At 69.2% G+C, this 22,715-nt stretch carries 18 protein-coding genes and 1 riboswitch; of the genes, 8 read left to right on the forward strand and 10 right to left on the reverse strand.

The features are described 5' to 3' along the window. Positions 1–109: 109 nt before the first annotated feature. The 4 genes from M4V62_RS15415 to M4V62_RS15430 all read right to left on the reverse strand — a co-directional run bounded on the left by M4V62_RS15415 (position 110) and on the right by M4V62_RS15430 (position 4,843). Positions 110–1,621, reverse strand: a complete 1,512-nt coding sequence (locus tag M4V62_RS15415) for a glycoside hydrolase family 3 protein (protein WP_249587835.1) — start codon at positions 1,619–1,621, stop codon at positions 110–112. Positions 1,622–1,629: 8 nt separating this feature from the next. Beyond that, on the reverse strand, positions 1,630–2,436 hold the full coding sequence (locus M4V62_RS15420; RefSeq protein WP_249592845.1) for a carbohydrate ABC transporter permease: 807 nt from the start codon (positions 2,434–2,436) through the stop codon (positions 1,630–1,632). Between the two features lie 38 nt (positions 2,437–2,474). Further along, positions 2,475–3,455 carry a carbohydrate ABC transporter permease gene (locus M4V62_RS15425; protein ID WP_249587836.1) on the reverse strand — a complete coding sequence of 327 codons (981 nt, stop codon included), beginning with the start codon at positions 3,453–3,455 and terminating at the stop codon, positions 2,475–2,477. A 107-nt stretch (positions 3,456–3,562) separates the two neighbouring features. After that, positions 3,563–4,843, reverse strand: coding sequence for an extracellular solute-binding protein (locus M4V62_RS15430; RefSeq protein ID WP_249587837.1), 1,281 nt, complete (start codon positions 4,841–4,843; stop codon positions 3,563–3,565). Positions 4,844–5,129: 286 nt separating this feature from the next. On the opposite strand from M4V62_RS15430, the gene M4V62_RS15435 reads away from it, so the two are divergent. From M4V62_RS15435 to M4V62_RS15470, 8 genes are all read left to right on the forward strand, one after another. Next, positions 5,130–5,927, forward strand: a complete 798-nt coding sequence (locus tag M4V62_RS15435) for a GntR family transcriptional regulator (protein WP_249587838.1) — start codon at positions 5,130–5,132, stop codon at positions 5,925–5,927. 97 nt (positions 5,928–6,024) lie between these two features. Further along, the gene (locus tag M4V62_RS15440) at positions 6,025–8,178 is read left to right on the forward strand and encodes a carbon starvation CstA family protein (RefSeq protein ID WP_249587839.1); all 2,154 of its coding nucleotides are present in this window, start codon (positions 6,025–6,027) and stop codon (positions 8,176–8,178) included. Then, a complete protein-coding gene (locus M4V62_RS15445) occupies positions 8,175–8,372 on the forward strand; it encodes a YbdD/YjiX family protein (RefSeq protein ID WP_249587840.1) in 198 nt (65 codons plus the stop codon). The genes M4V62_RS15440 and M4V62_RS15445 overlap by 4 nt, the downstream gene beginning before the upstream one ends. Positions 8,373–8,493: 121 nt before the next feature. Further along, the gene (locus M4V62_RS15450; RefSeq protein WP_249587841.1) at positions 8,494–8,763 is read left to right on the forward strand and encodes a DUF3311 domain-containing protein; all 270 of its coding nucleotides are present in this window, start codon (positions 8,494–8,496) and stop codon (positions 8,761–8,763) included. Next, on the forward strand, positions 8,760–10,409 hold the full coding sequence (mctP, locus tag M4V62_RS15455; RefSeq protein ID WP_249587842.1) for a monocarboxylate uptake permease MctP: 1,650 nt from the start codon (positions 8,760–8,762) through the stop codon (positions 10,407–10,409). Before M4V62_RS15450 ends, mctP begins: the two co-directional genes overlap by 4 nt. A 128-nt stretch (positions 10,410–10,537) precedes the next feature. After that, positions 10,538–10,661, forward strand: a riboswitch (cobalamin riboswitch). Positions 10,662–10,796: 135 nt separating this feature from the next. Continuing rightward, positions 10,797–13,205, forward strand: coding sequence for a ribonucleoside-diphosphate reductase subunit alpha (locus M4V62_RS15460; protein WP_249587843.1), 2,409 nt, complete (start codon positions 10,797–10,799; stop codon positions 13,203–13,205). After that, positions 13,205–14,227 (forward strand): ribonucleotide-diphosphate reductase subunit beta, encoded by a 1,023-nt coding sequence (locus M4V62_RS15465; protein ID WP_249587844.1) that lies wholly within the window; start codon positions 13,205–13,207, stop codon positions 14,225–14,227. Before M4V62_RS15460 ends, M4V62_RS15465 begins: the two co-directional genes overlap by 1 nt. Positions 14,228–14,470: 243 nt before the next feature. Beyond that, entirely contained in the window at positions 14,471–15,487 is a 1,017-nt protein-coding gene (locus M4V62_RS15470) for a helix-turn-helix domain-containing protein (RefSeq protein WP_249587845.1), read from the forward strand. Here M4V62_RS15470 and M4V62_RS15475 read toward each other — a convergent pair. The 6 genes from M4V62_RS15475 to M4V62_RS15500 all read right to left on the reverse strand — a co-directional run bounded on the left by M4V62_RS15475 (position 15,441) and on the right by M4V62_RS15500 (position 22,637). Continuing rightward, entirely contained in the window at positions 15,441–16,796 is a 1,356-nt protein-coding gene (locus M4V62_RS15475; protein ID WP_249587846.1) for a bifunctional albaflavenone monooxygenase/terpene synthase, read from the reverse strand. The two genes, M4V62_RS15470 and M4V62_RS15475, sit on opposite strands and share 47 nt — an antisense overlap. Next, the gene (gene cyc1 / locus M4V62_RS15480) at positions 16,793–17,914 is read right to left on the reverse strand and encodes an epi-isozizaene synthase (RefSeq protein ID WP_249587847.1); all 1,122 of its coding nucleotides are present in this window, start codon (positions 17,912–17,914) and stop codon (positions 16,793–16,795) included. The genes M4V62_RS15475 and cyc1 overlap by 4 nt, the downstream gene beginning before the upstream one ends. 310 nt (positions 17,915–18,224) lie before the next feature. Continuing rightward, a complete protein-coding gene (gene def, locus M4V62_RS15485) occupies positions 18,225–18,875 on the reverse strand; it encodes a peptide deformylase (protein WP_249587848.1) in 651 nt (216 codons plus the stop codon). Positions 18,876–18,939: 64 nt separating this feature from the next. After that, positions 18,940–19,920, reverse strand: coding sequence for a tetratricopeptide repeat protein (locus M4V62_RS15490; RefSeq protein ID WP_249587849.1), 981 nt, complete (start codon positions 19,918–19,920; stop codon positions 18,940–18,942). A 102-nt stretch (positions 19,921–20,022) separates the two neighbouring features. Continuing rightward, a complete protein-coding gene (locus tag M4V62_RS15495; protein WP_425575228.1) occupies positions 20,023–21,246 on the reverse strand; it encodes an HD-GYP domain-containing protein in 1,224 nt (407 codons plus the stop codon). Positions 21,247–21,275: 29 nt separating this feature from the next. Next, a complete protein-coding gene (locus M4V62_RS15500; RefSeq protein ID WP_249587850.1) occupies positions 21,276–22,637 on the reverse strand; it encodes an HD-GYP domain-containing protein in 1,362 nt (453 codons plus the stop codon). Positions 22,638–22,715: the final 78 nt, after the last annotated feature.

Raw genomic sequence — 22,715 nt, forward strand, 5'->3', positions numbered from 1 at the left:
GGTGCCGGGTGCCCCCTTGGTGGGGTTCCCGGCACCTTCCGTTTGTCTTCACTCCGCGGGTGCGTGGGGGCTGATCGCGCAGTTCCCCGCGCCCCTTACGGGGCCCGCTCTAGCCCCCGGTGATGACCTCTGCCGCCGCCAGGCCGCAGACCCTTGCCGCGCCGTGTGTGGCGATGTGCAGGGAGCCCGTCGGGGGTGACTGGGGGACGCCCATCTCGACCACGATCGTGTCGGGGCGGGCGCTCAGCAGGGTGTTCAGGGACTCCGCCATCCACGCGTGGCGGTGGGCGTCGCGGACGACGGCCACGATCCGCCGCTCCCCCGCCTCGGCCAGCGCGAGCGCACCCGCGTCCGCGCCGGTGAAGCTGCCCGTCTGTGTGCCGGGGAGCAGGCGTTCCAGCTCCGCGGCCACGCCCCACGGGGTCTCGTCGCCCACCGCGATGTTGGCCATCGGGGTGAAGGCGGCGACGAACGGAGCTTCGGTGAGCGGGGCGGCGTAGGACTCGCCCCGGGTGACCGTCAGGGCGCGGCGGGCCGCGACCAGGCCGATCTCGGTGCCGGGCGCGCCCCCCGAACGGTCGGCCGCGCCCGACACCGAGGTCCAGTGGGCCAGCGCACGGACGCGGGCTGCCGCATCGGCGAGGCGTTCTTCGGAGAGTTCACCCGAGCGTACGGCCGCGACCAGCGCGTCCCGCAGGCGCAGGACCGTCTCGTCGTCCGCGAGGCCGCCGCCCACGCAGATCGCGTCGGCGCCCGCGGCGATGGCGAGGACGCTGCCGCGCTCGATCCCGTACGTGGCGGAGATGGCCTGCATCTCCATGCCGTCCGTGACGATGAGGCCGTCGAAGTTCAGTTCCTCGCGCAGGATGCCCGTCAGGATGCGGCGCGAGAGCGTCGCCGGGTACTCCGCGTCCAGGGACGGCACGAGGATGTGCGCGCTCATCACGGCGCGCGAGCCCGCGGCGATCGCGGCCCGGAACGGCGCGAGGTCGCGGGCGCGCAGGACCTCGGGGTCGACGCCGATGCGCGGCACGTCGTGGTGCGAGTCGACCGCGGTGTCGCCGTGCCCCGGGAAGTGCTTGGTGCAGGCGGCGACGCCCGCGGACTGCAGCCCTTCGACGTACGCGGCGGTGTGCCGGGCCACCAGGAGCGGATCCGCGCCGAAGGAACGTACGCCGATGACGGGATTGTCCGGGTTGGAGTTGACGTCGGCGGACGGCGCCCAGTTGAGGTTGACGCCGCACGCGGCGAGCCGGCGGCCGAGCTCGGCGGCCACGTCACGGGTCAGCGCCGTGTCGTCGACCGCGCCGAGCGCGTGGTTGCCGGGGAAGGAGGAGCCGGAGCGGACCTCCAGGCGGGTCACGTCACCGCCCTCCTCGTCGATGGCGACCAGGACGTCGTCGCGCTCGGCGCGCAACTGGGCGGTCAGCGCGGCCAGTTGTTCGGGCGAGGCGATGTTGCGGCCGAACAGGCCGACCGACGCGAGGCCTTCACCGATCCTGCGGAGCAGCCAGTCCGGTGCGCTGGTCCCGACGAAGCCGGGCTGCAGGACGGTCAGGGCGTCGCGGGTCAGGCCATCGTTTGGATTGGATGCAGTGGTGGGACGGGTGAGTGTCGTCATATGGCGTGTTATCCCTTCACGGCGCCGTCGGTCAGACCGCTGACGGCCCTGCGCTGCAGGAAGACGAAGAGGACCAGGATCGGGATGGCGAAGAGCGAGGCGGCGGCCATGGTGGCACCCCAGTCGTCGCCGAAGGCGGTCTGGAATCCGGACAGCCACACCGGCAGGGTCTTGGCTTCCGCCTCCTTGTTGAGGACAAGGACGAGCGGGAATTCGTTCCAGGCGGTGATGAAGCCGAAGAGCGAGGTTGACATCAGGCCCGGCGCGAGCAGCGGCAGGATCACCCGGCGGAAGGCCTGCATCCGGGAACAGCCGTCCACCATCGCCGACTCCTCCAGCTCCCGCGGCACCGCGGCGACGAAGCCGCGCAGCGTCAGGAGCGTGAAGGGCAGGATCATCACCATGTAGAAGAGGGTGAGCGGGACCAGGCTGTTCAGCATGTCGGCGTCGCGCACGATCATGTAGATCGCGATGACCATGACTTCCCAGGGCGCCATCTGGGCCAGCATGAAGCCGATGATGAAGCCCTTGCGGCCCTTGAACCGCATCCGGGCGAGCGCGAAGGCCGACGCCAGGCCGATGATCAGCGAGAAGACCACGGCGAGCAGCGTGACGGTGAGGGAGTTGCCGACCATCGTCCAGAAGTGGTCGGCCTCCACGGCCGTCTTGAAGTGCTCGAACGTGACGTCGGTCGGGATCCACACCGGGTTCTCGCTGATGATGTCGCCGGTCGGCTTGAAGGCCGTGGCGAACATCCAGTAGACCGGGAAGACGAAGCCGATGAAGAGTACGACGGCCACCGCGTTGGGCCAGATACGGCGGATACGGCGGGACCTCGACGAAGCGGTGCTCGTCACAGCTCGTCCTCCTCTTGCTTGAGCACGATCCGCAGGTAGAAGGCGGTCAGGGCGAGCAGGATGACGATGGTGAGCAGCGCGATCGCGGCACCCATGCCGAAGTGCTGGTTGCCCATGCCCTCGATGTAGGCGTAGACGGGCAGGATCTCGGTGAGCCGGTCAGGGCCACCCTCGTTGAGCGCCATGACCTGGGCGAACGCCTTGAAGACCCAGATGATCTCCAGGAACGTCGTCGCGTAGAGGAAGGGCCGCAGGTAGGGCAGCGTCACGTTCGTGAAGCGCTTCCAGGCGCCTGCGCCGTCCAGCGACGCGGCCTCGTAGAGCTCCTTGGGGATCACCGTCGTCGCGGCGTACAGGTTGATCGCCACGAAGGGGATCGACATCCAGACGATCAGGAAGATGACCACGAAGAACGTGGAGAGCTGGCTGCCCATCCAGTCGAAGTCGGCCATCGAGTGCCAGCCGGCCTTGTCCAGGACCCAGTTGACGACACCGAAGCGCTGGGCGAACAGCCACTGGTAGACGGTCGTCGCCGCGATGACCGGCATCGCCCAGGCCAGCACGAGCCCGACCAGGAGGAACGTCCGCATCCGCTTGCCGAGCCGTGCGAGCAGCAGGCCCACCAGGGTGCCGATCACCATGATCAGTGCGACGTTGACCGCGGTGAACGCGATCGAGCGCCCGGTGACCCGCCAGAAGTCCTCTCCGGTGAGGACCTCCTTGAAGTTGTCGATCCCGTTCCACTCCGTGAGGTGGAGGATGAACTGCCTCATGTTGAGGTTCTGGAACGACAGCATCCCGTTGTTGACCAGCGGCCAGCCGAGGAACACGAGCGTGGCCGCGAGCGCGGGAAGCAGTAGCAGATAAGGGGCGAGCGACCGGGCACGCTCGCGGGGCTTGCCCGGATCTCCCGGCCGTCCGTCCGTTTTCACGACGTCCGGCGGGCCGGTGGGCGGCCGTTCGGTCTGCACGGTCATGCTCGCCATCTCTTTCGTGGGCATCGCGGAACGCAGCGCTGTGCCGGGGCAGCGGGCCCGGGGGCGGGTGACACCCCGGGCCCGAAGTCCCCGGCAGGAGCGCGTCCTTACTGCTTCTGCGACAGGCGCTTGTTGAGCTCGCCCTCGACCTGCTTGGCGGCCGCGTCGTTCGACTTACCGTTCAGCACCGCGGTCATGTAGTTCTTGATCGGGTTCGGCGGGTTCTCCACCGCTGCCCACTCCGGGATCAGCGGCGTGGTGCCGCCGCCCGCGGTGGCGGGGGCCATGGCCTCGGCGGCCGGGTTGCCCTTGAGCTGGGCCTCCAGGGCCTGCTTGTTCGGGATGACGCCGCCTTCCTTGGCGAGCGCACCCTCGAACTTGTCGTTCAGCGCGATCTTCAGGAACTCCTTGGCGAGCTCCTGCTTCTTGCTGGTCGCGGCGACGGCGAGGTTCGAGCCGCCGAGGAAGACGCCCTCGGGCTTGTCGGCCGTGGCACCGGGGATGGTGAAGTAGCCGATGTTGTCCTTGAACTTCTTGTCCTTGCTGGCCTCGATCGCGGTCGCGGCCTCCCAGCTCATACCGATGAAGGCGCCGGTCTTGCCCTTGGCGAAGACCTCGGCCTGCTGCGGGGTTGCCTCGTCCTTGTTCTTGGGGGCCTTGGAGAGGTCCGCGAACTCCTTGTACGTCTTCATGGCCTTGGCGACCTTGGGGTCGGTCAGGTTGGAGACGTACTTGTCGCCGTCCTTCTTGACCAGTTCGGCGCCCTCACCGATGGTCAGGCCGACGAAGTGGTACCAGTTCTGGCCCGGCAGGTAGATCGGCTCGGCGTCCGTCTTGGACTCGATCGCCTTGAGGTCCTTGAGGAACTCGGCGCGGGTCTTGGGGGTCTCCTTGATGCCGGCGTCGGCCCAGACCTTCTTGTTGTAGATCACGACGCGGTTCAGGACGAACCACGGGGCGGCGTACTGCTTGCCGTCCACGACCGAGGACTTGTTGATCGACTCGGTCCAGTCGGCGCCGACCCCTTCCTTGAGGTCGCTCAGGTCGGCGAGGCCGCCGGTCTTGGCGTACGCGGCGGTCTGGGTGTTGCCGATCTCGAAGACGTCCGGCGGGTTCTCCTCGGAGAGGGCCGTGGTCAGCTTCTGCTGGATGCCGTTCCACTGCTGGACTTCGAGCTTCAGCTTGGCGCCGGTCTTCTTCTCGAAGGCGGCCTTGACGTCCTTGGTCCAGCCGGCGGGCGTGGAGCCGTCCATCGCCCAGAGCGTCAGGGTCTCCCCCTTGAAGCCGTCCGCCCCGGCCTTCTTGTCGTCGCTGTCGTCGCTGCCACAGGCCGCGATCGAGACCAACATGCCCGCGACACCGATGGCCGCTATGAGCTTGCGCTTCACGTCACCCTCCTCAAGGGATGCCAGTCAACCCCCCACCCGCAGCGACCAAATGGACCGAGATCTGCCCGTGGGACTGGAACCTGGTCTTTAATGGTGTAGACCAGTACGGGGAGCTTGGCCTAGACCTTTAGGGGTGTCAAGGGTGTATAAGAAGGGCTGTCAGGTCCGTTATCGGACCGACACCTGAGCGGGCACGGTCCGCCCAGCCCGGTACGTGCCACGATGTGAGCCGCGACAGACGGAGGAGCCGGTGACGGCAGCAGCACAGGAGCCGGGAAGGCAGAGCATGGGCACAGACGCGGGCAGTACGGGAACCGACGCGGGCGCGTCCTCGGCCACGGACACCGGGGCGGCCACGGGAGTCGGCCGCACCGCGCGCGTGCCCAAGTACTACCGCCTGAAGCGCCACTTGCTCGACATGACGGAGACGCTGCCGCCCGGCACCCCGGTCCCCCCGGAGCGCACCCTGGCCGCCGAGTTCGACACCTCGCGCACGACGGTCCGCCAGGCCCTTCAGGAGCTGGTCGTCGAGGGCCGCCTGGAGCGGATCCAGGGCAAGGGCACCTTCGTGGCCAAGCCGAAGGTCTCCCAGGCGCTGCAACTCACCTCGTACACCGAGGACATGAGGGCCCAGGGCCTCGAACCCACCTCGCAGCTCCTGGACATCGGGTACATCACCGCCGACGACACCCTCGCCGGACTGCTCGACATCTCCGCGGGCGGCCGGGTGCTCAGGATCGAGCGGCTGCGCCTGGCCAACGGCGAGGCGATGGCCATCGAGACCACGCACCTCTCGGCCAAGCGCTTCCCCGCCCTGCGCCGCTCACTGGTCAAGTACACCTCCCTCTACACGGCACTCGCCGAGGTGTACGACGTCCATCTCGCGGAGGCCGAGGAGACGATCGAGACCTCGCTCGCGACGCCGCGCGAGGCGGGCCTGCTCGGCACGGACGTCGGCCTGCCGATGCTGCTCCTGTCCCGGCACTCCCTGGACGGCGGCGGCCAGCCGGTGGAGTGGGTCCGTTCGGTCTACCGCGGCGACCGCTACAAGTTCGTGGCACGCCTCAAGCGCCCCACGGACTGACCCGTTCCTCCCGAAGGACTCTTCCGGGGTCTGGCGCAGATCACCGTGCTGCTCTACGTTCCTCCCGTCATCGCATGATGAACGGGAGGACGACCCGGTGCGCACAGCGAATCCCCGATCCATCGTCATCTGGACCCTCGTCGCGCTGGTGGGCGCCGCGGGCTGGACCGTGCTCGCGCTCTCGCGCGACGAGGAGGTGTCGGCCGCCTGGATGGTGGCCGCGGCCGTCGGCTCGTACGCGATCGCCTATCGCTTCTACTCGAAGTTCATCGTCCATCGCGTCCTGAAGGTCGACAAGAACCGGGCCACTCCCGCGGAGCGCCTGGACAACGGCATCGACTACCACCCGACCGACCGCCGCGTCCTGCTCGGCCACCACTTCGCGGCGATCGCGGGCGCGGGGCCGCTCGTGGGGCCCGTACTGGCCGCGCAGATGGGGTACTTGCCGGGCACGATCTGGATCATCGTCGGCGTGATCTTCGCGGGCGCCGTGCAGGACATGGTCGTCCTCTTCTTCTCCACGCGGCGTGACGGCAAGTCGCTCGGCCAGATGGCGCGCGAGGAGATCGGTCCCTTCGGCGGGGCCGCGGCGCTGCTCGCCGCCTTCGCCATCATGATCATCCTGCTCGGGGTGCTCGCGCTCGTCATCGTCAACGCGCTCGCGGACTCGCCGTGGGGCACCTTCTCCATCGCGATGACCATTCCGATCGCGCTGTTCATGGGCTTCTACCTGCGGATCCTGCGGCCAGGGCGGGTCAGCGAGGTCTCCCTCATCGGGATCGCGCTGCTGCTGCTCGCACTCGTCGCCGGGCGATGGGTCGCCGAGTCGTCCCTCGCGGATACGTTCACGCTCGCGCCGTCGACACTGGTCATCTGGCTGGTGGCGTACGGATTCATCGCATCGATCCTGCCGGTGTGGATGCTGCTCGCGCCGCGCGACTATCTCTCCACCTTCATGAAGATCGGCACGATCCTGCTGCTCGCGCTCGGCGTCGTCTTCACGCTGCCGACGCTGAAGATGGACCCGGTGACCGACTTCGCCTCGCGCGGCGACGGGCCCGTCTTCGCGGGATCGCTCTTCCCGTTCGTCTTCATCACCATCGCCTGCGGGGCCCTGTCCGGCTTCCACGCGCTGATCTCCTCGGGCACGACGCCGAAGATGGTCCAGAAGGAGACGCAGATCCGGATGATCGGCTACGGCTCCATGCTGATGGAGTCGGCGGTCGCGGTGATGGCGCTCATCGCGGCGAGCATCATCGACCCCGGGCTGTACTTCGCGATGAACGCGCCCGCGGGCGTCATCGGGGACAACGTCCAGGCCGCGTCCCAGGCCGTCGCCGGATTCGGGTACTCCATCTCCCCCGAAGACCTGGCGCAGGCCGCCAAGAACGTCGAGGAGTCCTCGCTGCTCTCGCGCACCGGTGGCGCGCCCACGCTCGCGGTCGGTGTCTCCGAGATCTTCTCGAAGGTCACCGGCGGCTCCATGAAGGCGTTCTGGTACCACTTCGCGATCATGTTTGAGGCGCTGTTCATCCTGACCGCGCTCGACGCGGGCACGCGCGTGGGCCGCTTCATGCTCCAGGACATGCTCGGGAACGTCTACAAGCCCTTCAAGAGGGTCAGTTGGAAGCCCGGACTCATCATCACGAGTGCGGTCGTCACCGGCCTGTGGGGCTACTTCCTGTGGGTGGGCGTGCACGAGCCGCTCGGCGGGATCAACCAGCTCTTCCCGATCTTCGGCATCTCCAACCAGCTCCTGGCCGCGGTCGCGCTCGCCGTCTGCACGACGCTCCTGGTGAAGTCCGGACGCCTCAAGTGGGCCTGGATCACGGGCATTCCGCTCGCCTGGGACGCCACGGTGACGCTCACCGCGAGCTGGCAGAAGGTGTTCTCCAGCGATCCGCGCGTCGGCTTCTTCAAGCAGCGTTCGATCTACCAGGACGCGATCGACGACGGGAAGATCCTGCCGCCCGCCAAGTCCATGGACGACATGCACACCGTCGTCACCAACTCCACGGTGGACGGCGTCCTTTCGGCGACGCTCGCCCTGCTCATCGTCATCGTGATCGCGGACGCGGCCCGGATCTGCGTGAAGCACGTCCGCAACCCGCAGTCGTCCAAGCTGAGCGAGGCGGAGTACGTCGAGTCGAAGCTGACCGCGCCGGCCGGGCTCATCCCGACCCAGGAGGAGAAGGCGGAACTGGCGGCGGCCGAAGCGAAGGTCACCAGCGACGCGAAGGCCCCGTCATGACGTGGGTGCTTCGCGGACTGCGCTGGGTGCGATGGTACGCACGGGAGTTGACCGACGAGTCCGCGTACGACCGTTATGTCGCGCACACGCGGAAGACGCATCCCGGGGCATCCGTCCCGTCCCGGAGGGAGTTCGAGCGAAAGCGGACGGACCAACAGGAGTCAGACCCCAGGCAGGGGTTCCGCTGCTGCTGAGCAGGCATGTCGAGGACATCGCGGCCCGTCCGGTATCCGGACGGGGGTTCCATAGATCAATCCTCTCGCTTAGATTTCCCGCACGTTAAAGGTGGGATAAGCGAGGGAGCGGAGCCGCGAAGTGTCAGATGCGCCTGAAGTGAGCAGACCGGTGATCACGCCGGTCCGCGTGGTCATTGCCCTCTGCCTCGTCGCGCCGTTCGTGGCGATGCTCTGGGTGAGCTCCTACGCGAAGGTCGAACCGACCTTCATCGGCATCCCGTTCTTCTACTGGTACCAGATGCTGTGGGTGCTCATATCCACCGCTCTCACCATGATCGCGTACAAACTGTGGCAGCGTGACCAGCGCGCCCGCAAGGCCGAGCAGGCCCAGGGGGGTGCGACCCGATGAACGAGCTCGCAGCGGACACGGGCGGCGTCAACGGCATCGCCCTCGCCGTCTTCATCTTCTTCTTCGCCGCCGTCACGGCGATGGGCTTCCTGGCCGCGCGCTGGCGCAAGGCCGAGACCGAGAGCCTGGACGAATGGGGCCTGGGAGGCCGCTCGTTCGGCACCTGGGTCACGTGGTTCCTGCTCGGCGGCGACCTCTACACCGCGTACACCTTCGTGGCCGTCCCGGCGGCGATCTACGCGGCGGGCGCGGCCGGCTTCTTCGCGGTGCCGTACACGATCCTCGTCTACCCGCTGATCTTCACCTTCCTGCCGCGCCTGTGGTCGGTGTCGCACAAGCACGGATACGTGACCACCTCGGACTTCGTGCGCGGGCGCTTCGGCTCCAAGGGGCTCTCCCTTGCCGTCGCGGTCACCGGCATCCTCGCCACGATGCCGTACATCGCGCTCCAACTGGTCGGCATCCAGGCCGTCCTCGACGTCATGGGCGTCGGCGGCGGTCCGGACACGAACTGGTTCATCAAGGACCTGCCGCTCCTGATCGCGTTCGCGGTGCTCGCCGCGTACACGTACTCGTCGGGTCTGCGCGCCCCCGCGCTGATCGCGTTCGTGAAGGACGGCCTGATCTACCTCGTCATCGCCGTCGCGATCATCTACATCCCGATCAAGCTCGGCGGCTTCGACGAGATCTTCCAGGCGGCGAACGACAAGTTCTCGTCGGCGAACGAGGCGGCGGGCAAGCCCGTCGCGGGTCTCGCGCCGGGCCACGCGGGTCAGTGGACCTACGCCACGCTCGCGCTCGGCTCCGCGCTCGCGCTGTTCATGTACCCGCACTCGATCACGGCGACGCTCTCCTCCAAGAGCCGCAACGTGATCCGCCGCAACACCACGATCCTGCCGCTCTACTCGCTGATGCTGGGCCTGCTCGCGCTGCTCGGCTTCATGGCGATCGCGGCCGGGGTCAAGGTCGAGAACGGGCAGCTGGCGATCCCGCAGCTGTTCGAGACGATGTTCCCCGACTGGTTCACCGGCGTCGCGTTCGCGGCGATCGGCATCGGCGCGCTCGTGCCGGCCGCCATCATGTCCATCGCGGCCGCGAATCTCTTCACCAGGAACATCTACAAGGACTTCATCAAGCCGGACGCGACACCCGCGCAGGAGACCAAGGTCTCCAAGCTGGTCTCGCTCCTGGTGAAGGTCGGCGCGCTCGCCTTCGTCCTCACCATGGACAAGACGGTCGCGATCAACTTCCAGCTCCTGGGCGGCATCTGGATCCTGCAGACCATGCCCGCGCTGGTCGGCGGCCTGTTCACACGGTGGTTCCACCGCTGGGCGCTGCTCGCGGGCTGGGCGGTCGGCATGGTCTACGGCACGGTCGCCGCGTACGGCGTCGCCTCGCCGACGCAGAAGCACTTCGGCGGCTCGTCCGACGAGATTCCCGGCATCGGCGAGATCGGCTACATCGGCCTCACGGCGTTCGTCCTGAACGTGGTGGTCACCGTGGTCATGACCTTCGTCCTGCGCGCCATGAAGGCCCCTGACGGCATCGACGAGACCTCTCCCGGGGACTACACCGCGGACGCGGGCGACCCGGGTGTCGTTGAGGAGCTGCCGCCGGCCACGGCCGGGGCGCCTGCCGGGCACTGAGCCTCTCCCCCACACCGATCAGCACGCCAGGCGGGCCGCCGGAGGAATCCGGCGGCCCGCACTTGTGTGTGTGGTACGCAGTGCCGACACAAGATGTGGGGCTGCTTCTCAGAGCCAGCACAAGATGTATGCTCGTGCTCGCTGTCGCCGCAGGGGAATCCGGTGCAAGTCCGGAACTGTCCCGCAACGGTGTATGAGTACGCATTTGTCGTGCCCACGAGTCCGAAGACCTGTCGACAGCGCACCCGTTCCGACCGGTCCGGGTGCCAACGACGTCCGGGCCTCGTGGAATGGGCTGGTGGACGCGGAGCACAGCCCTGCCCTGGGCGCGCCCGTGCGTCACCTTCCCCTCCCCAAGGCTCTGAGCCGAGCGAGGGAGTGCTCCACGTGACCATCGCGCCAGCCGAACCTGCGTCAGCGCAGACCACCGACGGTCAGCAGACCGCCGACGGCCCAGGAACCGCGCTGCTGCGTACCCTGACCGAACTCACCGTCGACCTCCCCGACGCCGACCCCGGCCGCGTCGCCGCCGCCGCGCTGCGTGGGCGTTCGGCCCGAGCGGATCTGGCGGAGCTGCGGGAGCTGGCTACCGAGGCCGCAGCCGGTCTCATCTCCGAGGACCCGACGTACTCGCAGCTCGCGGCCAGGCTGCTCAGCCTCAGCATCCGTGACGAGGCCGCGTCGCAGGGCGTGCGCTCCTTCTCGGACTCGGTCGCCGTGGGGCACCGCGAGGGCCTGATCGCGGACCGCACCGCCGCGTTCGTCACCGACCACGCGGAGCACCTCGACACTCTCGTGGAGGCGGCGCTTCAGGACGGCGCCGACTTCCGCTTCGGCTACTTCGGCCTGCGCACCCTGCACAGCCGCTATCTCCTGCGCCACCCGATCACCCGGCATGTCATCGAGACCCCGCAGCACTTCATGCTGCGCGTGGCGAGCGGCCTGGCAGAGGACGGCAGTACGCGCTCGGTGGACGAAGTCGCCGCCCTGTACCGCCTGATGAGCCGCCTGGACTACCTGCCGTCCTCGCCGACGCTCTTCAACTCCGGCACCCGCCACCCGCAGATGTCCTCCTGCTACCTCCTCGACTCCCCGCTGGACGAGCTGGACTCCATCTACGACCGCTACCACCAGGTCGCCCGCCTCTCCAAGCACGCGGGCGGCATCGGCCTCTCGTACTCCCGCATCCGCGCCCGCGGTTCACTGATCCGCGGCACGAACGGCCACTCCAACGGCATCGTCCCGTTCCTCAAGACCCTGGACGCCTCCGTCGCCGCCGTGAACCAGGGCGGCCGCCGCAAGGGCGCCGCCGCGGTCTACCTGGAGACGTGGCACTCCGACATCGAGGAGTTCCTGGAGCTGCGCGACAACACGGGTGAGGACCAGCGGCGCACGCACAACCTCAACCTCGCGCACTGGATCCCGGACGAGTTCATGCGCCGGGTCGCCGCGAGCCAGGACTGGTCGCTGTTCTCGCCGGCCGACGTGCCCGAGCTGGTCGACCTGTGGGGCGACGAGTTCGACGCCGCCTACCGCAAGGCCGAGGCGGACGGGCTCGCCCGCAAGACCATCCCGGCCCGTGACCTGTACGGCCGCATGATGCGCACTCTCGCGCAGACCGGCAACGGCTGGATGACGTTCAAGGACGCCGCCAACCGCACCGCCAACCAGACGGCGGAGCCCGGCCACACGGTCCACTCCTCCAACCTCTGCACGGAGATCCTGGAGGTGACGGACGACGGGGAGACGGCCGTCTGCAACCTCGGTTCGGTGAACCTCGGCGCCTTCGTGGACACCGCCGCCGGTGACATCGACTGGGAGCGGCTCGACGAGACCGTCCGTACCGCCGTCACGTTCCTCGACCGCGTCGTCGACATCAACTTCTACCCGACCGAGCAGGCCGGACGCTCCAACGCCAGGTGGCGTCCGGTGGGCCTGGGCGCCATGGGGCTTCAGGACGTCTTCTTCCAGCTGAAGCTGCCCTTCGACTCCCCCGCGGCGCGCGCCCTCTCGACGCGCATCGCCGAGCGGATCATGCTCGCCGCGTACGAGGCGTCCGCCGACCTGGCAGAGCGCAACGGTCCGCTCCCCGCCTGGGAGAAGACCCGCACCGCGCGCGGTGTCCTGCACCCCGACCACTACGGCGTCGAGCCGGCCTGGCCGGAGCGCTGGGCCGCGCTGCGGGAACGCATCGCCGTGACCGGCATGCGCAACTCGCTCCTCCTGGCGATCGCGCCGACCGCCACGATCGCGTCCATCGCGGGCGTGTACGAGTGCATCGAGCCGCAGGTCTCCAACCTGTTCAAGCGCGAGACGCTGAGCGGTGAATTCCTCCAGGTCAACGCCTACTTGGTGCAGGAGCTCAAGCGGCTCGGCGTCTGGGACGCGCAGACCCGTGAGGCGCTGCGCGAGGCCAACGGCTCGGTGCAGGGCTTCAGCTGGATCCCCGCCGAGGTGCGCGAGCTCTACCGCACCGCGTGGGAGATCCCGCAGCGCGGCCTGATCGACATGGCCGCCGCGCGCACGCCGTTCCTGGACCAGGCGCAGTCCCTGAACCTGTTCCTGGAGACGCCGACCATCGGCAAGCTCTCCTCGATGTACGCGTACGCCTGGCAGCAGGGTCTGAAGACCACGTACTACCTGCGCTCGCGCCCCGCGACCCGGATCGCCCGCGCGGCGGCCGGCCGCACCGAGGCCGCCGAGCCCACCCCCGCCCCCGTACCTGCGCAGGCATCGGCCGAAGAGGCCGTCGCCTGCTCCCTGGAAAACCCCGAGTCCTGCGAGGCCTGCCAGTAATGAGCTCCACCACCAACGCCGAGAAGAACCTCCTCGACCCGGGCTTCGAGCTGACCCTGCGTCCCATGCGCTACCCGGACTTCTACGAGCGCTACCGGGACGCGATCAAGAACACCTGGACCGTCGAGGAGGTCGACCTCCACTCGGACGTCGCCGACCTCGCCAAGCTCTCGCCCGGCGAGCAGCACATGATCGGCCGTCTGGTCGCGTTCTTCGCGACCGGCGACTCGATCGTCTCCAACAACCTCGTGCTCACGCTCTACAAGCACATCAACTCCCCCGAGGCACGGCTCTACTTGAGCCGCCAGCTCTTCGAGGAGGCCGTGCACGTCCAGTTCTATCTGACGCTGCTCGACACCTATCTGCCCGACCCGGACGACCGCGCCGCCGCGTTCGACGCGGTCGAGGAGATCCCCTCCATCCGCGAGAAGGCCGAGTTCTGCTTCCGGTGGATGGACTCCGTCGAGAAGATGGACCGCCTGGAGTCCAAGGCCGACCGGCGCCGCTTCCTGCTGAACCTGATCTGCTTCGCCGCGTGCATCGAGGGGCTCTTCTTCTACGGTGCCTTCGCCTACGTCTACTGGTTCCGCTCGCGCGGTCTGCTGCACGGCCTGGCGACCGGCACGAACTGGGTCTTCCGCGACGAGACGATGCACATGAGCTTCGCCTTCGACGTCGTCGACACCGTCCGCAAGGAGGAGCCCGAGCTCTTCGACGACGCGCTGCAGACGCAGGTCACGGACATGCTCAAGGAGGCCGTCGAGGCCGAGCTGCAGTTCGCGCGCGACCTGTGCGGTGAGGGCCTGCCCGGCATGAACACCGACTCCATGCGCGAATACCTGCAGTGCGTCGCCGACCAGCGGCTCCAGCGCCTGGGCTTCGCGCCGGTCTACGGCTCGTCAAACCCGTTCTCGTTCATGGAGCTCCAGGGTGTCCAGGAGCTGACCAACTTCTTCGAGCGGCGTCCTTCGGCCTACCAGGTCGCGGTCGAGGGTTCGGTCTCCTTCGACGACGAGTTCTAGGCCGTCCGACTGCCGTGAGCTGCGCGGGGAACGGGGGGCCTCGCGCAGCTCGCGGTCGATCCGGCGGTCGTGGACGTACCCGACGAGCGAGGGTGCGGCCAGCAGGAGGAGGACGGTCAGGACGGTCGCGTAATCCAGGAATGCGTTCATGTCCTCACTGTCCTGCGCGCCGGACGGTGGCGTCAGTGGCAGGACTGCCACACACCATCGACTTACTGCCAGTCCTGCGGCACACTGGCGGACATGCTGAAGGCAGACACTCTGAAGAACGTGGCCGCCGTACTGCTCGACGGCGTGAATCCCTTCGAACTCGGCGTGGTCTGCGAGGTGTTCGGCCTCGACCGGAGCGACGAGGGCCTTCCCGTGTACGACTTCGCGGTGGTCGCCGGTGAGAGCGGACCCCTGAGCAATCACGCGGGGTTCACGATCACCACTCCGTACGGCATCGACCGGCTCGAAGAGGCCGATCTCATCGCCGTGCCCGCGGGCCAGTCGTTCGTGGACCGCGACTACCCCGAGGACCTGCTCGCCGCCCTGCGCCGCGCGGTGGACCGCGGTGCCCGCGTCCTCTCCGTCTGCTCCGGCGTCTTCGTGCTCGGCGCCGCGGGCCTGCTCGACGGCCGCCGCTGCGCCGTGCACTGGCAGCACGCCACGGAGCTCGCGGTGCGCTATCCGCGCGCCCGCGTCGAGCCCGACGTCCTGTACGTGGACGAGAGCCCGGTGATCACATCGGCGGGCACCGCCGCCGGCATCGACGCCTGTCTGCACATCGTGCGCCAGGCACACGGCACCGAGGTCGCCAACGCCATCGCCCGGCGCATGGTCGTACCGCCCCACCGCGACGGCGGCCAGGCCCAGTTCGTGGCGCGCCCGCTGCCGCGCACGGCCTGCGACACCGTGGGCGGGGTGCTCGCCTGGATGGAGCGCCATCTGGACACGGACATCACCGTCGAGAAGCTCGCCGAGCGCGCGCACATGTCGCCGCGCACCTTCGCGCGCCGCTTCCAGCAGGAGACCGGCACCACGCCCTACCGCTGGCTCCTGCGCCAACGGGTGCTCCTGGCGCAGGAGTTGCTCGAAGGGTCGGACGAGACGGTGGACGCCATCGCCGGGCGTGCCGGTTTCGGCAACGCCGCGGCGATGCGTCACCAGTTCCTGCGGGCGCTCGGCACCACACCGAACGCCTACCGCCGCACGTTCCGCGGCCCCGCCGTCAGCGCTTCTCGACCCGAAGGACGAGCTTCTTCGGCTGCAGCGTGATGCCGATCTTCGTGTCGGCGTCGGTCTCCGGGACCGGCGCCAGGTGCCACTTCGGGGCCACCGTCGCCAGGATGATGGCGAGTTCGGCCAGGCTGAAGTGGTCGCCCGGGCACTTGCGGTTACCGGTGCCGAACGGCATCATCGCGAACTCCGGTACGTCCGAAGCACGTTCCGGATTCCAGCGGTCCGGGTCGAACCGCAGGTGCTGCTCGAAGGAACGCGGATCGCGCTGCATCGCGTACACGCTGTAGACGATGTCGGCGTTGGCCGGAATGCGGTAGCCGCCCAGGTTGGTTTCTCCCACCGATCGGCGCGTGAATATCCAGGCGGCGGGCTGTATACGCATGGCCTCGGTGACCACATTTCGGGTGTGCGGCAGGTCCTTGAGGTCGGCGAATGTGATCTCCCGGCCCTGCGCGACGGAATTTACCTCTTCAACCAATCGCCTTTCCTGCTCGGGGTGTTCGGCCAGCAGATGGAACGTCCATGCCAGGGTCGACGCGATATTCTCGGCGCCCGCCACGACAAGCGAGATCACGTGGTCGTGGATCTCCTGGTCGCTGAGCGGCTGCCCCGACTCGTCGCGCGCCCGCAGCATTTCGGACAGCAGATCGTCCTGGCTCGCATCCGCCGCCCTGCCCGCGGCGACGATCTCGTCGACCACCGCGTGCAGATCGGCGAGCGCGTTCTGGAAGCGGCGGTTGCCCTGGGTCGGCACGCGGTACAGCGGCCCGACCGAGAGGACCATCCTCCGGTAGAGCCCCTCGAAGACGGTGTGCAGCGCCTCGGCGATGCGGTCCGCCTTCTCGCCGATCGCGTCGACCTCCAGGAGCGAGCGGGACACGATGCGCACGGCCGCGCGGAACATCTCCGCGCCGACGTCGACCGTGTCGCCCGGCTGCCAGCGCGCGGCCGTGGCGCGGGCCTCCTCCTCCATCACCTTGGCGTAGTCGGCGATGCGCTCGGGCCGGAACGCGGGCTGCATCATGCGCCTCTGCCGCCGGTGCAGCTTGCCGTTGCTGGTCGCCACGCCCTTGCCGAGGAGGACTTCCAGCGTGTCCCAGAGCGGCCCTCCGACGATGTAGTCGGGGCTCCGCAGGAGCCGTCCGACCAGCTCCGGGTCGCAGACCGCGTACGCCGTCTTGGGTCCCAGCCTGATCCGTACGAGATCACCGTGGTCGCGCAGCGCGGCGAGGAAGCCGAGCGGGTCGCGCACCAGGTTCCAGGCGTGCCCGATGAGCGGGGCGCCGCCGCCGACGAGAGGTGGGGTTGTCGCGGGTGTCGCGGGTATCGCGGATTCGACGCTCATTCCTCACCAACCAATTCAGTTTCGGCCAAGTCGCTCATTCCGGCGTCGCTCACATACGGGGGAATGGACCTGTCGTCCCAGCTGTCCACCCGATAGCGGCCGGATTCGTGGTGGAACCAGTACACCGATGAGAACCAGTTCCGCATGTTGAAGACGCAGGATTCCACCGCGCCCGAGAGTTCCCGTCCACGCGCACTTCCGTCGTCCAATTTCCCGGCGAGGCACCGTACTTCTTTCTCCGCCACGAGGAAATCCGATATGCAACCGGTGACCCGCCGGTGGACTTCCGCCACGGCTTCTTCGAGGGACAGTCCCTCGTGCTGGATCAGGCTGATCCCGAGATTGTGCAATTCATCTCCCGCGAGTTCCTTGGGGAGTGAGCACAGGTCGTTGTACCAGGCGGAGAAATCCTGCGTGGCGAGCGCTGCCCGCCGATATGCCGGATGCTTCCGCACGTCCCGCGGCAGTTCGTGGCGCGCCGTGGGTTCGAGCAGGTCGATCCACGCCCAGTGGGCGAAGGTCAGCCTTCGCAACTCAATGTAGGCCTCGACCGTCGGTACCGTCCCGGTCCTGCGGTTCCTGAACTCCAGGTCGTACGCCTCGATCACGCTGTGGAAGTGCCTGGCGAACCGGGCGTTCCAGCTGGCCCCGAGGTGCGAGTACAGCCGCAGGACGCAGTCCGCGAATCCCGCGACCAGAGGGTCGCGGTGGCGCAGTTGCTGCCGGGGCGCACGGAGCGTCTCGTGGAGTCCGCGGCACAGCCGGCGCCACTGCGCCGCCCTGCCGTGCACGGAGTCGCGGTCGTGCCGGTCGTCCCAGGCGAAGAACCAACTGCTGAGGTCGGCTATCGCGCTGAGCAACTCATCGGGGGCGCCAATGTAGTAGCCGGCGACCAGGTCGGTGTAGCACAGACTGTCGGCGTACCGCTCGACCTTGTCCGCGGGCATCAGCCGCATTTCGCGCAGCCATGTCCTGGACTTCTCCTGAAGCTCCGGCCAATACGGATGCAGTCGTCGTGGAAAATCTGCCTCGATCACCGGGAGCGCCAGCGCCGGTGGCACGGATACCGCCGGTGTCTGTGGCTGTGTCGGTGAAGTGCCATATGAATATGCAGGCACGGACTAGCCCCTCTCAGCCGCCTGGGGACGCGCGCCCCTCCCGCCGTACCAGGCGCGCGCCGTTGTGTATCCCCGCGCTTTCCATTCAGCACCACAACTGACCGTTCAGGGAACAGATTTGCGCCATTCACTACCCCCCAGTGCCGAGAAAATCCACTTACGTGACCGAATCTGGATCATCAGAAGCCTGTTTTGCTCGTACAGCTGACCGGTTCATGCGAACGGCCCCTGGCCGGGAAGGAGTTCCCGGCCAGGGGCCGCAGGTGGCTCGCGGTGCGCGCGTGCCTGGAGTCGACTCAGTCGTGTCGACTCAGTCGTTCGGCACGACGGGGTAGCGCGGTGTGCCCTCTTCCATCTGCCGCAGCGCGTCCTTGCGGTCACGCTTGGACAGGCGGTCGATGTAGAGGTAGCCGTACAGGTGGTCCGTCTCGTGCTGGAGGCAGCGCGAGAAGTAGCCGGTGCCCCGCACCTTGATGGGGTTGCCCTTCTCGTCCTGCCCGGTCACCTCGGCGTAGTCCGGGCGGGCCAGCTCGGCGTAGGCCGTGGGCACGGAGAGGCAGCCCTCGTTCGACTCGTCCAGCTGGCGGCGGTCGGCGGGGACCTCGCGCAGCACGGGGTTGCAGACCGCGCCGACGTGGCGGCGGCCCTCGTCGTCCATGCAGTCGTAGACGAAGACCTTCAGGTCGACGCCGATCTGGTTGGCGGCCAGGCCCACGCCCTCGGCGGTCCGCTGGCTGGCGAACATGTCGGCGACGAGCTGCGCGAGCTCGTCGTCGAAGGCGGTGACGTCCTTGCACTCCTTGTGCAGCACAGGGTTGCCGACGACCGTGATGGGCCGGGACGTGCCGCGCTCGCGGTGGGCCGTCTCCCGCTCCTCGCAGTCCTCCGTATCGATGACGAAGCCCTCGTCGTCTACGGGGAGGACCCCGCCCGAGGCCTGCTGCTCAGTGTCCTGCGCCATTGTCCGACGTACGCCTTCCTGGGAACCCACAAGAGATAGTGCCGGTACAGCCTACGGCCAGGAGTCAGCAGACCTCTTCCAGATCCCGCCAGTCACGGGAGTCCGGACTGTCCGCGACCCAGCCGTCGAGCAGCCCGCGCACCAGTGCCGCGGGCGCCGCGATGCCGCACTCGCGCTCGGGCACCCACAGGGCGCCGGGGCTGCGGTGGCCGAGCGGTCCGGGGTGGCCCGGTTCGCTGTGGTCGTGCGGGTCCAGGTGCTCGCCGTCGCCCTCGTCGCTCGGCATACGGCTCTCGGAGCACATGCGGCACAGCAGCCGTACGGACGACGACCAGTCCTCGGCGGCGAAGCCCGCGTCGGCGGCGAGCTTCTCCAGGGCGTCCCGGTCGTCCTCGGTGGCGGCCTCCAGGAGAACCACCCAGGTGGGGACCGGTGAGGGCGCCCACAGCTCGATCTCGTCGAAGACGGGATACGAGTCCCCGGCCCCCGTCGTCCGCTCGCCGTGCGGAACGCCGTCGTGCAGCACGGCCTCGCCCCAGCGGCGCCCGGAGGAGGGCAGCGGAATGGAGAGCACCTCGATGCGGGCGGGGTCGAGCCTGCGCCCCCACACGACCTCGGCCTCCCCCTCGGGCGAGAGCCGCACGGCGGCGCTGCCCAGGTCCATGCCGGTGGGCTCCCCGGAGGCGGCCACCCCGCCCGGCACCTTCAGGCCGTACGCCTGCCAGGCGCGCCGGGCAAGCGGCCAGTCCTGAAGGGCGGTGGCGGCGATCCCCACGTTCCACCAGTCGGGGGCGCCCTGCGACCGGTCGAGCAGCGCGACGGCCCGCAGGCCCGCGGCCCGCGCCTGCTCCCAGTCGTGCCGGAACTTGTGGAGCAGCGCGAGGTTGAACCAGGACTCCGAGAGCCACGGCTCCAGATCCGCCGCGCGGGTCAGCAGAGCGCCCGCGTCCTCGTACCGCCCGTCGCCGATCAGCGTGAAGGCGCGGTCGGTGGCCTGCCGCCATGAGGCGGAGGGCCGGTGCCGTCCCTTGCCGAAGATCCTCACGATTCCCGCCTGCCGGTACTTGAGTCCTGCGTTCCGATGTGCCCTGAGGGCCCTCTTTGCATCCAACCACGTACGGTCGGACGGCCGCTCATTACCCATGGGTTACCCAGCCGACGGCAAGCTATGACCGCCCCGCGCAAGCACGCGGGCCAGCGCTTCCACCACCTCGGGCTGGTAGTCGCGGCCGGTGCCCAGACGCAGCCGCTCCAGGGCGTTGAGAGGGCCTGTGGGACCTTCTCCCCTGGCCATCTCGTCGTACGCGTTGGCGGCCCGCACGATGCGGGCGGTGAGCGGCTGCTCGCGGTACGGGTCCGCCTGCCGCTCCACGACCACGGCGACGTCGCCCTTCACCCCCGTCTGACGCACGACGGCGCCCCCGAGCAGGGCGATCCGCCGCTGTTCCGCGTCCGGCAGGAAGGCGGTGGCGCCCGCGGGCACGGGGTCGACGAGGGAGAGCTGCCCGATGTCGTGCATGAGGGCCGCGTACTCCAGGACGGCGAGGTCGGGCTCCGAGAGGCCCAGCTCACGCCCGACGGCCCGGCTGAGCCCGGCGACGCGGCGGGCGTGGCCCTGCGGGGTGTACCCGGCGATCTCGGTGGACCGGGCGAGCGAGGTGATGGTCTGCCGGTAGGTGGTCCGCACCGCGGCGTACCGCCCGAAGGACAGCTGGGTCAGGAGCAGCGGCAGGCTGAACACCGGCAGCGCCCAGAGCCCCGTCACGGCCACCGCGAGCGCCATGACGGCCCCTGTCGCGCAGACGGCGGACCCGATGCCGAGCATGGCCCGCAGCTCGTCGCGCAGGAGCGGTCCGAAGGGCCAGAGGGTACGGGCGTGGGCCATGGCCGCGGCGAGCACGGCGTCGCACAGGGCGGTCAGGACGAGCAGCGCGGCGATGACGACGGCGAAGGCGGGCCCCTGGCCCACCCACTCCTCCAACTTCCCCGCATTGTAGAGCGGTTGGAAGCACGCGGCGGCGAACCCGACGGTCAGCACGCGCCGCGCCACGTGATCGAGGGCGGGCCCCTTGCCGAGCGCCACGTGCGGCACGGCCCCGACGAGCGCGGCCGCGACGACGACGGCGATCACCTGGAGGACGCCGTGGTGCGTGGTCCGCCCCCCGACCTCGCCGAGCAGCGCGTACGCGAGCGCGCCCGCGGCCCCGAGCGGCGCGGGCTCCCGGTCGCTTCCCCCGGCCCCCCACCGGGCAAGCTCCCCCACGGCGACGAGCCCCCCGAAGGCGAGCGCGACCCCTCCCTCATGCACCCCGTGCCAGAGGGTCCAGCCGAGACCGAGGAGGGTGAGAATTCCGGCAGAGCCGTAAATCACCGCCGCCACGGTTGTGGGCAGGCGGGCGCTCACCGCGCTCCCGCCTGGGGGGCCGCAGGAACGCCGGTGGCCCCTTGCCGCGGGACCGGCAGGTCCGCGGTGTCCGAGGTGTCCGAGGTGACCGCCGGATGCCACCCATGCCGCTCCAGCGCCCGCTGCAACGCGGCGACCATCGCAGGGTCGAACTGCGCCCCCGCGCAGCGGGACAACTCGGCCACGGCGGCCTCGACAGGCCGCCCTCGCCGATAGGACCGCGTGGACGTCATGGCGTCGAACGCGTCCGCGACGGCCACCACCCGCGCGAACTCCGGGATCTGCCGCCCCACGAGCCCGTACGGATACCCGCTCCCGTCGATCCGCTCGTGGTGGTGCAGGATCGCCGCCCGCGCCTCCCCGAGGAAGCCGATCCCGCGCACCATCTCGTGCCCGTACTCGGGATGCAGTTCGATGATCCGACGCTCCTGAGGGGTCAGAGGGCCGTCCTTGCGCAGCAGCCGGGTCGGTACGCCGAGTTTGCCGACGTCGTGCAGGATCCCGGCGAACCGCAGGCTCTCCACCCTCTCGTCCGCCATCCCCAGCTCCCGCGCGATCATCACGGAGGCCCGCCCCACGCGCTCGCTGTGCCCGCGGGTGTACTGGTCCTTGATGTCGACGGCCTGCACGAGCGCCCTGATCGTGGCCTGGTGGGCGGCGCGCTCGCGGTGGTACTGCGCGAAGACCCAGCAGGAGACCCCCATCGGGAGCAGCACGAGGAGCGCGGCGAGCGGCCCGTACGGACTGCGCCACAGCACCGCCATCATCAGACCGGCGAGGCCGTGCACCGCCACCGGCGCGAACGACCGCAGGAAGAGCCCACGCCAGGCGGTCCGCACCGGCACCCGTTCCGCGGTGGCCAGGATGCCGCCGTCCAGGACGGTCAGGACGAGGGAGAAGGCGAGGACGGCCGCTCCGGCGGGCGCAAGGGCGTACGGAAAGTCGGGCGCGGCCACCGCGTCGCGCCCGCCGAGCGCTCCGTGCACCCACGCCGCGGCCCAGGCGGCCAGGGCGATCTGGGCCGCGCGCCAGACCCTGCGCACCCACCGCGGCTTTCGCTCGACGCGGGCGAGCAGCGCCCCCGGCACCGCGACGAGCGCAGCGGCGGCGGGCGGCAGCAGGAAGACGGCGGCGAGCAGCACGGGGAAGAAGGTGCCGAGGCCGCCCAGACCGGGCGTGGCACGGCGGCCGATGACCCGACACCGCGTGACCTGCTCGCACCCGGCGTAGAGCGCGCCGAGCAGCGCGAGCGCGCCCCACGGCGTGCGCGACGAGGTCAGCGCGGGCGCGGCGCAGGCGGCGCCGGCGAGGGCGGCGCACAGGATGTAGGCGCGCGCCCATGGAGCGATGGACCGCATGGCACTGTCTCCTCCCCCGTGACCGTCCCCAGGGACCACGTTCCAAGGTCCGGAGACTAGAACGGCTGCCCCTCTCTC

The sequence above is a fragment of the Streptomyces durmitorensis genome (assembly GCF_023498005.1).
Lineage (GTDB): Bacteria > Actinomycetota > Actinomycetes > Streptomycetales > Streptomycetaceae > Streptomyces > Streptomyces durmitorensis.